Origin of the sequence: Shewanella aquimarina (assembly GCF_023349185.1) — a bacterium.
Taxonomy (GTDB): Bacteria; Pseudomonadota; Gammaproteobacteria; order Enterobacterales; family Shewanellaceae; genus Shewanella; species Shewanella aquimarina.
In genome coordinates this window covers 1-13,147 of sequence record NZ_JAKIKY010000007.1, presented here as the reverse complement: position 1 = coordinate 13,147, position 13,147 = coordinate 1, and the positions used below count along the sequence as shown (strand labels likewise).

Here is a 13,147-nt window from a genome sequence, read left to right as displayed (position 1 = left end):
TCCTCTGATACTTATCGCCTTATCCTATCGGCGGCGACCTCTTCTTCTACCACTGTGGCCGCTTTCCTGGGCCTGAAACGGCAATGCCGTCGGCGCAAACTCTTTCATCACCTTGCGGTACACGTCTCTTTTAAAGGATACCACCTGTCTGACCGGATACCAGTAACTGACCCAACGCCAGTCATCAAACTCCGGGTGGCCGCTCGCCGCCAGATTGATGGCAGACTCCTGACTCTTCAATTGTAATAAAAACCACTTCTGTTTCTGTCCGATACATAAGGGTTTACTGTCTTGCCTAATTAACCGTTTTGGTAATCTATAACGCAACCAGGAACGAGTTGAGGTTAAAATTTGCACATGCTCAGGCCTTAACCCAACTTCTTCATACAACTCCCGATACATGGCTTGCTCGGCGCTTTCGCCTTCATCCACACCACCTTGCGGAAATTGCCAGGAATGTTGACCAAATCGTCTGGCCCACATCACCTGCCCAAAGCGATTACAGATAATGATGCCTACATTTGCACGAAAGCCGTCACTATCAATCACATGGACTCCAAAATGAAATATTCTAATGAATCGATTGTTTCACAAAGCGGCGTCGGCGGCAATTCCCCATTAACAGATATTGCTTGGATAAAAAACTAAAATTTTTATTTTTATCAACAGAAGCCGGCACATAAAACTGAGGATATCCACAAAATCTGTGGATATCTCTGTTTGAAACTCAGTTAAAATTGTCAATTGGGCCAAATCATGGATCGAATGCCTGGTAAATGCCAGCCTGCATTTAACATGCAAGCACATGTATTTTAATGAAAATTAATTATTCACACGGTAAGACCATTTGTTAACACCGAGAGATCGCACAAAAAACGATCAAAGAGGATGTCAACAGAAAACCCAGATAAACTCCCCAAAGGTTATTCACAGATAAATAGTTTTATCGACCCCTGCCGCGGAAAAATGTCATCAAAATCCCCTTGACAAGGGTTTTTCTATTCTGTCCCGTAACAGACTTATCCAGTTATCCAATAAATCTGTGGATAAGTGTGTTGGAAAGGGTGGGGAAATCACAGAGTAACTTAAATAACTGGCGAATCGAATAGATGAATATGAGAGTAAAAACACATTTTTTCATACACTTAATATAAAAATACTCGAGGATCTCTCTACCATAAAAAGATCGAACAATTTTTAACCTCGATTGATTAAGTGCATAACTCGGGTAAAATCCCCCCATGAAGAGTCAAATTCTCCCCCCCGAATCCATCGATGAGTTGATGCACCGTGCCCAAGAGATGGCAGGTCTCACTCTGGGCCAACTGGCCGAACTCCACGGTGTCACCGTGCCTAATAACCTCAAACGGGACAAGGGCTGGATAGGTCAGCTGATCGAACTCGAACTGGGCGCCACCGCTGGCTCTAAGCCGGAGCAGGACTTTCTTCATCTGGGCGTCGAGCTGAAGACCATTCCCGTGGATGAGTCGGGTAAGCCACTCGAGACCACCTATGTCACCGTCGCCCCCCTGATGAATATCAACGGACTCAGGTGGCAAGAGAGTCTGGTGTACCATAAGCTGCAGCGAGTGCTGTGGATCCCGGTGGAAGGTATTCGCCACAAGCCAATCGGCGAGCGGCGCATCGGCTTTCCTATTCTCTGGACGCCGAGCGAGAGTGAGATGGCGCAGATACGCCAGGATTGGGAAGAGATCATGGAGCTCATCGCCCTAGGCAAGGTCGAGCAAATCACCGCCCGTCACGGCGAGGTATTGCAGCTCAGACCCAAGGGCGCCAACAGCCGTGCGCTGACCCAGAGCATATCCCAAGATGGCCAGATCAAGCTCACCAATCCCAGAGGTTTCTATCTCAAGATCCCCTTCACTCAGCAGATCCTGAGCCGCTATCTCACTTCGAGGGCCTATTGACCTTTTGAGAACAATTTTCGTTCTAATTGAGCACGTTCAAATCGCGGCATGAGGCTTGAAGTATAGTTATTCTATATAAAAGCCGAGTAACAAAGAGTTGAACGTGCTCAAGACGAACCCTGCGGGCAGCGTCTGTATCATTTTTCTACTGCGTTATCGCTCATTGATGTAGCACACCACATTACAATCGCTCTGCCTTGTATAAAAGCGATACAGAATGCTGCAAAAATGAACGCGAAAGATCAACAGGTCCTAGTTAAAAGGAGTGAGAGCTAAGGATTATTTCTCACACTTTAGACTTTTAGATAATCGACAAACTAGAGTTTTTTCTGTCAGCATCCCACAAGAAAAAAACAATCACCACGGTCACTTAACAAGTGTTCAACATAAATTTGTCGCTTTTTTGGCACATCTAGACTTCATTTGACTTAGATCACAAATATCACTGGAAATAGTAGGGGTGTTTTCTATACACTAGCGCATCCTGAGATTTGTGCAGCATTTAGGAATTTTCTGTCACCGTGAGAGCACGCATTCAAGCAAAGAAGCTCATATTTGCCATTTTCGCTTGGGCTATTGCCATGGCGGCCTTTGTGTTTTTCCGCTATGCGCAAACACCAGAGCTGCCCCAATGGGCGGTAGGCACTGCCGATCTCGCGACCCTGGCGATCTATATGGGGTTCATCTTTGGTAGCCTGCACTGGATGTCGAACCTGATCGCCGACTTTAGCGCCATCAACCGCCTGCCCTATCTCTTTTCGGTGATCTTCAAGGGACTCTTCCTGCTGCTGGGCGCGACCACACTCGCCTACATGACCCAATTCCTCAACATGTGGGCCATAGAGAATCACATGTCGACACTCAGGCAGATGTTGACCGCCCATATTCTTTACAGTCCCTCATTCCAGGCCCTGATCATCTACCTGGTGGTGGTGCGTGTCGGCCTGGCCTTCATCGAACAGATGGCCCTGTTAGTCGGACCACGCATTCTGTTCAATATCGGCCTGGGCAAATATCACAGACCCAGATATGAGCAGCGCCTGTTTCTCTATCTGGACATGGTCGCCTCGACCACCCACGCAGAATCCCTCGGCGACTATCGCTTCAGCCGCCTGATCCAGGACTGCTTCAGCTTATTGTCGGATACCGTGGTCAACAACGACGCCGAGATCTACCGCTACATGGGCGACGCCGTGCTGATCCACTGGCCGCTGGAAAACGGCATCATCGAAGACCGCAGCTTCAATATTTATTATGAATTTAGCCAGCAGCTAAACTGGCAGCGTAAGTACTTCGAAGAGCAGTATGGCTTCGTGCCTAAGTTCAAGGCGGCGGCCCACTGTGGACAGGTGGTTGCGGCTGTGGTTGGGGTGCAGAAACAAGAGATCAGCTTCTTCAGCGACGTGCTCAATACCCTGGCGAGACTCCAGGATCAATGTAACCCGCTCGGACAGCGGATGTTGATCTCAGGCTCCTTGCAGTCGTTGATCGACACCAGCGACAGCAATTACGACTTTACCAATCTCGGTCCGATAAAACTCAAGGGGAAACAACACTCTATCGAGGTTTATGGCGTTTCCCCCAAGGGCAACAACAGCTAACTTTAGTTAGCCTTGCCCCTGCTCCAACAAGCTTTGAATCGCCTTGCCTAAGGTTCTGAAGGTCATGATACGGCTGGATGTCTGACGCCAGACCAGGCCGATATCCCGGTAAGGCGCCTCACCCGGCGGCGTTAAGGCCGTCAGCTCGGTATCGTTTAGAATCCCGGCATCGATCGCCATCTGCGGCAAGAAAGTCGTCCCCAACTTACTGTTCACCATCTGCACCAGGGTGTGCAGACTCGTCGCCGCGAACGGATTGATCTTGTCGCTGTCGGCCAGACGGCAGGCGCTGATGGCATGGCCGGTAATACAGTGCTCCGACTGCAACAGGAAGATGCTCTCATCGGGCAGGGCCTTGTAATCGATAGGCTGGCGCACCTCGCTGCTGAGCTCCTTGTGCATCACCAGCTTAAAGGGATCGATTCCCACCTTCATGCTGTGATAGCCACTGGTGTCGGCCGGCAGGGCCAGGAGCAAGAGATCCAGCTCGCCCTTACCCAGGGCGTCCAAAAGTCGCTCCGTGGTATCTTCCTTCAGAAACAACGTCAGTTCGGGGTATTCCTGCTGACAGAGTTTCACCACCCGGCTCAGCAGAAACGGCGCAATGGTGGGAATACAGCCCAGGCGAATATCCCCCGTCATAGGCTGGCCCTGATGCTTAACCAGCTCCACCAGATCGTCGACGTCGGTGAGCAACTTGCGCGAGCGCTGCACCACCTCCTCGCCGATGGCGGTGAAGATGAAGGACTTGTGATCACGCTCGATCAGCTGATGACCCAGCTGTTCCTCCAGGTTTTGAATCCCGCTCGACAGGGTCGACTGGCTCACGTGGCACAACTTGGCCGCGCGATTAAAGTTCTGTTCCTGATAGAGATTGACCAGATAGTAAAGGTTTTTGAGGCTCGGCAGATGTTTCATAAAATCGATTACCAACTTCCATTTACATTCAATTACTCAATCTAACTCTAGCACAAGCCACCCCAGGATTAACCCTCTCTTATGCCAGAAGTGTGAGACGCTGCCCAAAAGCGTGCAAATAGTGCGCATACAAAAACGCCCCCGATGATATTTCATCGAGGGCGCTATCAAATTTGGCTAGCTTTTATGTACAGGCTTTAGCGTACAGGCTTTGCCTTACTGGCTCTGACCTATTAGGCCTTAGATTCCAGATAAGCCTTCAGCTCGGCCAGATCTTTGCTGGCATTGTCCACGATCACCTGCAGCCAGTTGGCGTGCTCCGCAGGCCACTCGGTCGCCTCGCCATGTTGCAGCAACTGGGCATACTGCTGGATGCGTTTCAGTCCCACAGAACCGGCAGCGCCTTTGAATTTGTGCGCCTCAGAACATAAGGTATCTTTGTCTTGTGCTTCCTTAGCGTTAACCAGGTTGCCAACATACTCAGGCATCAACTGTTCAAACAAGACGACACTCTTTAGCAGAGTGCCTGCACCGATAGCGCTGCAGTACTGCTCAAGTGTGTTGAGATCCAATATTGATTCTAACTCGGCTGTTGCCATCTTAAGGCACCTCTCGAAAAAAGCTGACGGGACAAGAATAAAATTCACCCCATAATAGCGCCTAGAATGGCGGGCGCAACTAATTGAAGCATATGCAAGTTAAATACCTCCTTATTTAACCTTCCATTAACCATGCGTTAAATTAATTGCTCAATTCTTCACGTTTTTTGCCCCTAAATCGACATTTGATTACCTGCCGAATCGGTCAAATAATGACCCTGTCCGCCGAGGCGTTCCAGATTCTGAACTATGGCCACCAGCCCCTCCCAGCGAAAGGCACACCAGTCGGGGGCCAACAGCATAGGTTTCTTGGCATAGGCGGTAACACGATGAAATATCACCTCTTTAGGCGTTAGCCGAATCAGTTCGCCGACACTCTCGGCGTAGGCTTCCTGGGTCAATAAACTCATGCGTCCGGCCCGCCAAGCCTTGGCCATGGTACTGCCCTCGACGATATGCAGTGGATGAATTTTGAGCCCATCGACCCCGACATCGAGCACCGCCCTGTGGCTGGCCAAAAAGTCTTCATGTGTCTCACCGGGCAGCCCCAAAATAAGGTGGGTACACACCTTGAGTCCCGCTTGCCTCGCGCGAATGACAGTATCCTTATACTCCTCGAAACCATGTCCGCGGTTGATCCGCTTAAGCGTCTCAAGGTTGGCGCTTTGCAGGCCAAGTTCTAGCCAGACCTCCAGGCCACGGGCCTGATAACCCGCCAGCAATTCGATCACTTCATCACTGACACAATCGGGGCGGGTGCCGACACACAGGCCGACGATGTCACTGTCGGCCACCGCCTCATCATAGCGCTGCTTGAGCAGGCGGTACTCATCATAGGTGCTGGTGTAGGCCTGAAAATAGGCGATGAACTTAGTGGATTTTCCCTGAGCACGCTCCCGGCCATTGGCCAGCTGCACGGCGATGCTGTCTACCGTGCCGTGCTCGTGGCTGAACGAGGCCACATTACAGAAGGTGCAGCCGCCACGCCCCAGGCTGCCGTCACGGTTGGGGCAGGTAAACTTGGCGTCCAGGGTCAGCTTCTTGAGCCGCTGACCGTACTTATGCTTGCAATGCAGACCAAAGGTATTGACGTGACTATCCAGTCCCACGGGGTGCTCTCTCGCTCATTTAAAGGGCGTGGATTGTAACTGGCTTGATAGCGCCATTCTTGGTGCTACATCAATTTTTCGTCCCTTTCTCGACGTCCTAAGTCACAAAGCAAGCGCAAACTTAGCGATACAGCACAGTATTGGCTAATACATTGGTCTAAGATTTGTTAAATAATTCACTGTACATGCAATAAAAATCACTTTTTTAGATTAAAAGACAATAGTCCTTTTTGTTACATTTTAGTAAAAAAGATTCAGCCACATATTCAAAATTCTTTTTATTCATAATGTTATACATCAAATTTCACAGTTGACGTTAACGTAAGGTTAAAATATAAACCGTATTAAACGCCCTCCCCTAGTCATGCTTTATGCACAAATTTGAATTGACCTTTTACTAGGCAAAAGTTAATTTGGATGGTTCGGGTGCACATCAATCGCTTGAATTTCCCCGACGATGTATTGGTTAGTATTAGGGAGTTTTTATATGAGCTTGTATCACCCCAGTTTTGAACGGGATAACTGTGGTTTTGGCTTAATCGCCCAAATGGATGGCGAAGCCAGCCATAGAATTGTACGCACAGCCATTCATGGCCTAGATCGCATGAAACACCGTGGTGGTATTGCCGCCGATGGTCGTACCGGCGATGGTTGTGGCCTACTTATGCAACTCCCCATTAAATTCTTCGAAGCCGTGGCCAGTGAGAACGACTGGCACCTGAGCCGTAAATTTGCCGTGGGCATGCTGTTCTTAAGCCAAGATGAGGCCAAGGCAGACCACACCAAGCGCACCCTGGAGCGAGAGCTTGAAAAAGAGACCCTGAGTGTCGCCGGTTGGCGCGAAGTCCCGGTCAACCCTGAGGTACTCGGCCCCATAGGTCAGGCCAGCCAGCCTAAGATCTGGCAGGTGCTGATCAACTCGCCCATTGGCTGGCGTGAGAAAGATCTCGAGCGTCGCCTCTATATGGCCCGTCGCCGCCTCGAGCAGCAGATAACTGACTGCGAAGACTTCTATGTCGCCAGCCTCTCTGGTCAGGTGATCGTCTACAAGGGTCTGATGATGCCCGCCGATCTGCCGGCCTTCTATCCGGATCTGGCCGACATACGCCTGCAAAGCGCTATCTGTCTGTTCCACCAGCGCTTCTCAACCAACACTTCGCCCAAATGGCCGCTAGCACAGCCGTTCCGTTATCTCGCCCACAACGGTGAGATCAACACCATCACGGGTAACCGTCAGTGGGCCCGTGCCCGCGCCTACAAATTTAATGCGCCCCTGCTGCCAGACCTACAGCAGGCAGCCCCCTTCGTCAACGAGAGTGGCTCAGACTCCTCTTCGCTCGATAACATGCTGGAGATGCTGCTCGCCGGCGGCATGGACCTCTACCGCGCCATGCGTCTGCTCATTCCACCCGCGTGGCAGAGTAATCCAGAGATGGACGACGAGCTGAAGGCCTTCTACGACTTCAACTCCATGCATATGGAGCCCTGGGACGGCCCAGCCGGTATCGTAATGACCAACGGCCGTCACGTGGCCTGCGCGGTGGACCGTAACGGCCTGCGCCCATCACGCTATGTGATCACCAAAGACCGCATCCTGACCCTGGCCTCAGAGATCGGCATCTGGGACTATGCCCCGGACGAGGTGGTCGAGAAGGGGCGTGTCGGCCCCGGTGAGCTACTGGTGCTCGACACCCTCAACGGTCAGCTCTACTCCTCGTTTGAAATCGATAACGATCTTAAGCGTCGTCACCCCTACAAGGAGTGGATGGCCAAGAACAGTCATACCCTGATCCCCGCCGAGCAGATGCCGAGCGAGGCCCAGGGCGTATGCGAGTTCTCCGCCGACACTCTGCTGCAATACCAGAAGCAGTTTGGCTACTCCCGCGAGGAGCTGGAACAGGTGATCTGGGTGCTGGCCGAGAAAGGCGAGGAAGCCACGGGCTCCATGGGCGACGATACGCCTATGGCCGTGCTGTCGAAGAAATCCCGCACGCTTTACGACTATTTCAGGCAGAAATTTGCCCAGGTGACCAACCCACCTATCGATCCGCTGCGCGAGAAGCATGTAATGTCGCTGGCCACCTGCGTCGGCCGCGAGCAGAACCTCTTTAACGAGACCACGGGCCACGCCTACCGCGTAATGTTTAACTCGCCGATCCTGCTCTACAGCGACTTCAACCAGCTGCTGGCGCTGGATTCGACCTACTACCGCGCCAACACTGTGGATCTCAATTATGACCTTAGCGAAGGCTTAGAGGCAGCCATTCGCCGCGTGTGCGACGAGGCCGAGCGCCTGGCGCGCACCGGCACGACCCTGCTTATCCTCTCCGACAGGGCCACCGACAAGAGCAAGCAGGTGATCCCCGCCGCCATGGCCGTGGGCGCTGTGCAGCGCGTCCTGGTCGACAAGAGCCTGAGATGTGACACCAACATCATAGTCGAGACCGCCTCGGCCAGAGATCCGCACCACTTCGCCGTGCTGCTGGGCTTTGGCGCCACCGCCATCTACCCTTATCTGGCCTACGAGAGCATCTCGGCGCTGGCCAGCCGTCATGGCGTACGCGAGACCCAGCAGCTGATGCTCAACTTCCGTCAGGGCATCGACAAGGGGCTGCGTAAGATCATGTCTAAGATGGGGATCAGTACCGTGGCCTCCTACCGCTGTAGTCAGCAGTTCGAAGCCATCGGCCTGTCATCTGCGGTGGTCGAGCTCTGCTTCAAGGGGGTGGTCAGCCGCATCGAAGGCGCAAGCTTCGCCCTGCTGGAGAAAGATCAACAGACGCTGCAGAAACTTGCCTTCCAGGCCCATCAACCCCTGCCTCAGGGCGGCCTGCTGAAATATGTGGAAGGCGGTGAGTACCACTGCTTCAACCCGGATGTGGTTAACACGCTGCAGCAGAGCCTGCGCGATCAGGACTATGGCGTCTACAAGCGCTTCACCGAGTTGGTGGACGACAGACCCGTAGCGACCCTGAGGGATCTCTTCACCGTCAAGGGTGACAAACAGGCTGTCGAGCTCGACAAGGTCGAGGCCGCCGCCACTCTCTATCCAAGATTCGACAGCGCCGCCATGAGCATTGGTGCCCTCAGCCCAGAGGCCCACGAGGCGCTGGCCGTGGCCATGAACCGCCTGGGTGGTCGCTCCAACTCGGGCGAAGGCGGGGAAGATCCGCGCCGCTTCAACTCTGAGCGTAACTCGGCCATCAAGCAGATCGCCTCGGGCCGCTTCGGCGTCACGGCGCACTATCTGGTGAACGCCGAGGTGCTGCAGATCAAGGTCGCCCAGGGCGCCAAGCCCGGCGAAGGCGGTCAGCTGCCTGGCGACAAGGTGAGTGTAGAGATCGCCGCGCTGCGTAACGCGCGCCCAGGCGTCACCCTGATCTCGCCACCGCCACACCATGATATCTACTCCATCGAAGACTTGGCTCAGCTGATCTTCGACCTCAAGCAGATTAACCCCAAGGCGATGATCTCGGTCAAGCTGGTATCCGAGCCAGGCGTCGGCACCATCGCCACCGGCGTGGCCAAGGCCTATGCCGACATGATCACCATCTCTGGCTACGATGGTGGCACGGGCGCCAGCCCTATCACCTCGGTGAAATATGCCGGTAGCCCCTGGGAGCTGGGTCTGGCTGAGGTGCATCAGTCGCTGGTCGCCAACGGCCTGCGCCACAAGATCCGCCTGCAGGTGGACGGTGGCCTCAAGACGGGTACAGACGTGATAAAGGCGGCTCTGTTGGGCGCCGAGAGCTTCGGCTTCGGTACCGTGCCTATGATCGCCCTGGGTTGTAAATACCTACGTATCTGCCACCTGAACAACTGCGCCACAGGCGTGGCGACCCAGAACAAGCAGCTGAGGGACAATCACTACCACGGCCTGCCCGAGCGCGTGATGACCTACTTCGAGTTTATGGCCCGCGAGATCCGCGAGTGGATGGCCGCCCTGGGCGTGACCGAGTTCGAACAGCTAGTGGGTCGCAGCGACTGGCTCGCTGCGCTGGAAGGCGCCACAGACAAGCAGCAGCAGCTGGATCTGTCCGCCATCCTCTACAAACCAGAGGTACCAGAGGGCTGCGCGCTGACCTGGCGCGAGACCAACCCGACCGACGACAAGGGCGAGCTTAACCAGAAAATTTTGAGCCACTGCCACGCGGCCGTCGATCAGGGCGAGTCACTGACTGCACGCTTTGAGATCAACAACACCGACCGCTCGGTAGGCGCCGCGCTGTCTGGCTACATTGCCACCAAAGTCGGTCGTCAGGGAGCCAAGGCGCCGATTCAGCTTAACTTCAGCGGCAGCGCGGGTCAGAGCTTCGGCGTGTGGAACGCCCCAGGCCTGTCACTGGATCTGTGCGGCGATGCCAACGACTATGTGGGTAAAGGCATGTCGGGCGGCAAGATCACCCTCTATCCGCCTGTGGGCAGCATGTTCCAGAGCGAGAAGAGCGTCATCCTGGGCAACACCTGCCTCTATGGTGCCAGCAGCGGTAAGCTGTTTGCGGCGGGTCAGGCGGGCGAGCGTTTCGCCGTGCGTAACTCGGGCGCCATCGCCGTGGTCGAAGGCCTGGGCGATAACGGCTGCGAATACATGACAGGCGGCATAGTGGTGGTGCTGGGTAAGACGGGCGTTAATTTCGGCGCCGGCATGACGGGCGGCTTCGCCTATGTGTTCGACCGCTTCGGCCACTTCAACCGTCGCCTCAATACCGAGATGGTGGATATGCAGAAGGTGACGGCGCCGATACAGCAACAGCACCTCAAGGGGCTGATCGAAGAGCACGTGGCCGAGACCGGCAGCGAGCACGCCAAGATGTTGTTAAACGATTTTGAAAACTGGATCGATTGTTTCGTCCTGGTCAAGCCTAAGAATGTGGCGCTCGATGATCTCCTGCGTCTGGAACAAACTGAACCTGCATTAGCAGTGGTAGCGGGGTAATGGCCATGAGTAACGATTTTCAATTTATCGAAGTAGGCCGTAAGGATCCGACCAAGCATGACGCCAAGCATCGCGCCACGCAGTTTATCGAGATCTATCAGCCCTTTGCACAGCCCCAGGTCAACGAGCAGGCAGACCGCTGCCTAGACTGTGGTAACCCCTACTGTGAGTGGAAATGTCCGCTGCACAACTATATCCCCAACTGGCTGAAGCTGGCCAAACAGGGACGCATACTCGAGGCGGCCGAGCTGGTCCATGAGACCAACACACTGCCTGAGATCTGTGGCCGCGTCTGTCCCCAGGACAGGCTATGTGAAGGCGCCTGTACCCTCAACGACGACTTTGGCGCCGTCACCATAGGCAACGTGGAGAAATACATTACCGACACCGCCATCGCCCAGGGCTGGCGCCCTGACATGAGCAAGGTGGTCAAGCGTCAGGAACGCGTCGCCATCATAGGCGCGGGCCCTGCTGGCCTTGGCTGCGCCGACATCCTCGCCCGCAATGGCGTCAAGGCGGTGGTGTTCGACAAGCATCCTCAGATTGGCGGCCTGCTCACCTATGGCATTCCCGCCTTCAAGCTGGATAAGTCTGTCATGGAGATCCGCCGCACCGTCATGGAAGGCATGGGCATAGAGTTCAAGCTGGGCGTGACCGTAGGCCAAGATATCAGCTTCGACACCCTGCTGGCCGACTATGACGCCGTCTTCCTCGGAATGGGCACCTACACCCCGATGAAGGCCGGACTGGAAAACGAAGATGCCAAGGGCGTCTATCAGGCCCTGCCCTACCTGATTGGTAACACCCATAACGTCATGGGCACCACAGACGAAGAGACCCCTTACCTGAGCCTCGCCGGTCAGAAGGTGGTGGTACTCGGGGGCGGCGATACCGCCATGGACTGTGTGCGCACCGCCGTCAGGCAGGGCGCCAGCGAGGTGACCTGTGTCTATCGCCGCGACGAGGCCAATATGCCGGGCTCGCGCCGCGAGGTGCAAAACGCCCGCGAAGAGGGAGTCAACTTCCTGTTCAACCGTCAGCCGACGGCCATCAAGACCAGTGACGGCGCGGTCAGCGGCATCGAATGTGTCGAGACCGCCCTGGGCGCACCGGACGACTCGGGTCGTCGCCGTCCAGAGCCTATCGAGGGCAGCGAACAGTTGATCGAGGCCGATGCCATCATCATCGCCTTCGGCTTCCAGCCGAGCCCCGCCAAGTGGTTTGGCGACTATGGCATAGAGTTAGACCAATGGGGCCGCGTGGTGGCGCCAAAGGTGGCCGATAACCCCTTCCAGACCAGCAACCCTAAAGTGTTCGCCGGTGGCGACATGGTGCGCGGCTCAGACCTTGTGGTCACCGCCATCGCCGAGGGCCGCGACGCGGCGCTCGGGATATTAAACAGCTTCGAGGCTTAAGTCTGAACCGGCTCATTCTCTGAGCCGTACAATTTGGCTTGTGATTGGCGCTTTAGCTTTGAGTGAGAGTTAAAGCGCTTTTTTTTGCCTGGGGAAAACCAGGCTGGTTTTTTGGTGGTTTAACGTTTGACCTCGTTGGTGATTGATTAAGTACGTTTGAAGGTCGTACCTTCATTGATGCTTATAGCCTGCGGCTCGCTGATGTGCAGATACATCTGCTACACGCCGTGAATCCATATATGGACACCTCGATAGATTCAATAGCTAATTTGTTAGTAACAAAAGATATTACTGCATCCGTATATCCGACCTGTTTATGAGCATCTTTGTGCTCTGGCCTTAATGAGAACCGCGCCTCTACGCCTTAACCGTCCGTCCGAACTCTTTGGTTCATGGATTCTCTCAGGGGTTGTAGAGGCCGGTATTATCTGTTGTTACATTACTTTTTAGCAGTACATGGTTTGCTTTACTCTAAACTTTAAATTTAAACAGCTCTGAACTCTGTTTTCTTAAATAGAATGGCCCAAACCGTTCTTGCTAACTTGTTGGCCAGTGCGACTGCTGACTTGTGACTGCCTCGCCGTTCGATGAGCGTTTTAACCCAAACAGACAACCTATCTTGCGCTGTTTTACAGTGCCTG

8 protein-coding genes are annotated in these 13,147 nt (G+C 54.1%); 4 read left to right on the top strand and 4 right to left on the bottom strand.

Annotation, left to right across the window (positions count from 1 at the left end):
* Positions 1 to 24: 24 nt before the first annotated feature.
* Complete coding sequence (rppH, locus tag L2731_RS09920; RefSeq protein WP_041510328.1) at positions 25 to 549, bottom strand: RNA pyrophosphohydrolase; 525 nt, start codon at positions 547 to 549, stop codon at positions 25 to 27.
* A 692-nt stretch (positions 550 to 1,241) separates the two neighbouring features.
* Here rppH and mutH point away from each other — a divergent pair.
* Complete coding sequence (gene mutH, locus L2731_RS09915; RefSeq protein WP_239849832.1) at positions 1,242 to 1,928, top strand: DNA mismatch repair endonuclease MutH; 687 nt, start codon at positions 1,242 to 1,244, stop codon at positions 1,926 to 1,928.
* Positions 1,929 to 2,449: 521 nt separating this feature from the next.
* Positions 2,450 to 3,529, top strand: coding sequence for an adenylate/guanylate cyclase domain-containing protein (locus L2731_RS09910; RefSeq protein WP_249252950.1), 1,080 nt, complete (start codon positions 2,450 to 2,452; stop codon positions 3,527 to 3,529).
* A gap of 6 nt (positions 3,530 to 3,535) precedes the next feature.
* On the opposite strand, the gene oxyR is transcribed toward L2731_RS09910, so the two are convergent.
* The 3 genes from oxyR to mnmL all read right to left on the bottom strand — a co-directional run bounded on the left by oxyR (position 3,536) and on the right by mnmL (position 6,155).
* Positions 3,536 to 4,447: a hydrogen peroxide-inducible genes transcriptional activator OxyR gene (oxyR, locus tag L2731_RS09905; protein WP_041510325.1), complete on the bottom strand. Its 912-nt coding sequence runs from the start codon at positions 4,445 to 4,447 to the stop codon at positions 3,536 to 3,538.
* A gap of 233 nt (positions 4,448 to 4,680) precedes the next feature.
* On the bottom strand, positions 4,681 to 5,046 hold the full coding sequence (locus L2731_RS09900; protein WP_249252949.1) for an Hpt domain-containing protein: 366 nt from the start codon (positions 5,044 to 5,046) through the stop codon (positions 4,681 to 4,683).
* Positions 5,047 to 5,219: 173 nt separating this feature from the next.
* Positions 5,220 to 6,155: a tRNA modification radical SAM protein MnmL/YtqA gene (gene mnmL / locus L2731_RS09895; RefSeq protein WP_249252948.1), complete on the bottom strand. Its 936-nt coding sequence runs from the start codon at positions 6,153 to 6,155 to the stop codon at positions 5,220 to 5,222.
* Positions 6,156 to 6,642: 487 nt separating this feature from the next.
* On the opposite strand from mnmL, the gene gltB reads away from it, so the two are divergent.
* Together gltB and L2731_RS09885 are read left to right on the top strand one after the other, a co-directional pair.
* Entirely contained in the window at positions 6,643 to 11,091 is a 4,449-nt protein-coding gene (gene gltB / locus L2731_RS09890) for a glutamate synthase large subunit (protein ID WP_249252946.1), read from the top strand.
* A gap of 5 nt (positions 11,092 to 11,096) precedes the next feature.
* Entirely contained in the window at positions 11,097 to 12,506 is a 1,410-nt protein-coding gene (locus L2731_RS09885) for an FAD-dependent oxidoreductase (RefSeq protein ID WP_249252945.1), read from the top strand.
* Positions 12,507 to 13,147: the final 641 nt, after the last annotated feature.

Bases quoted from the DNA above. Each gene is read 5' to 3' on its own strand.
- gltB (WP_249252946.1), top strand. From the start codon at position 6,643: ATGAGCTTGTATCACCCCAGTTTTGAACGGGATAACTGTGGTTTTGGC.
- mutH (WP_239849832.1), top strand. From the start codon at position 1,242: ATGAAGAGTCAAATTCTCCCCCCCGAATCCATCGATGAGTTGATGCAC.
- L2731_RS09900 (WP_249252949.1), bottom strand. From the start codon at position 5,046: ATGGCAACAGCCGAGTTAGAATCAATATTGGATCTCAACACACTTGAG.
- L2731_RS09885 (WP_249252945.1), top strand. From the start codon at position 11,097: ATGAGTAACGATTTTCAATTTATCGAAGTAGGCCGTAAGGATCCGACC.
- oxyR (WP_041510325.1), bottom strand. From the start codon at position 4,447: ATGAAACATCTGCCGAGCCTCAAAAACCTTTACTATCTGGTCAATCTC.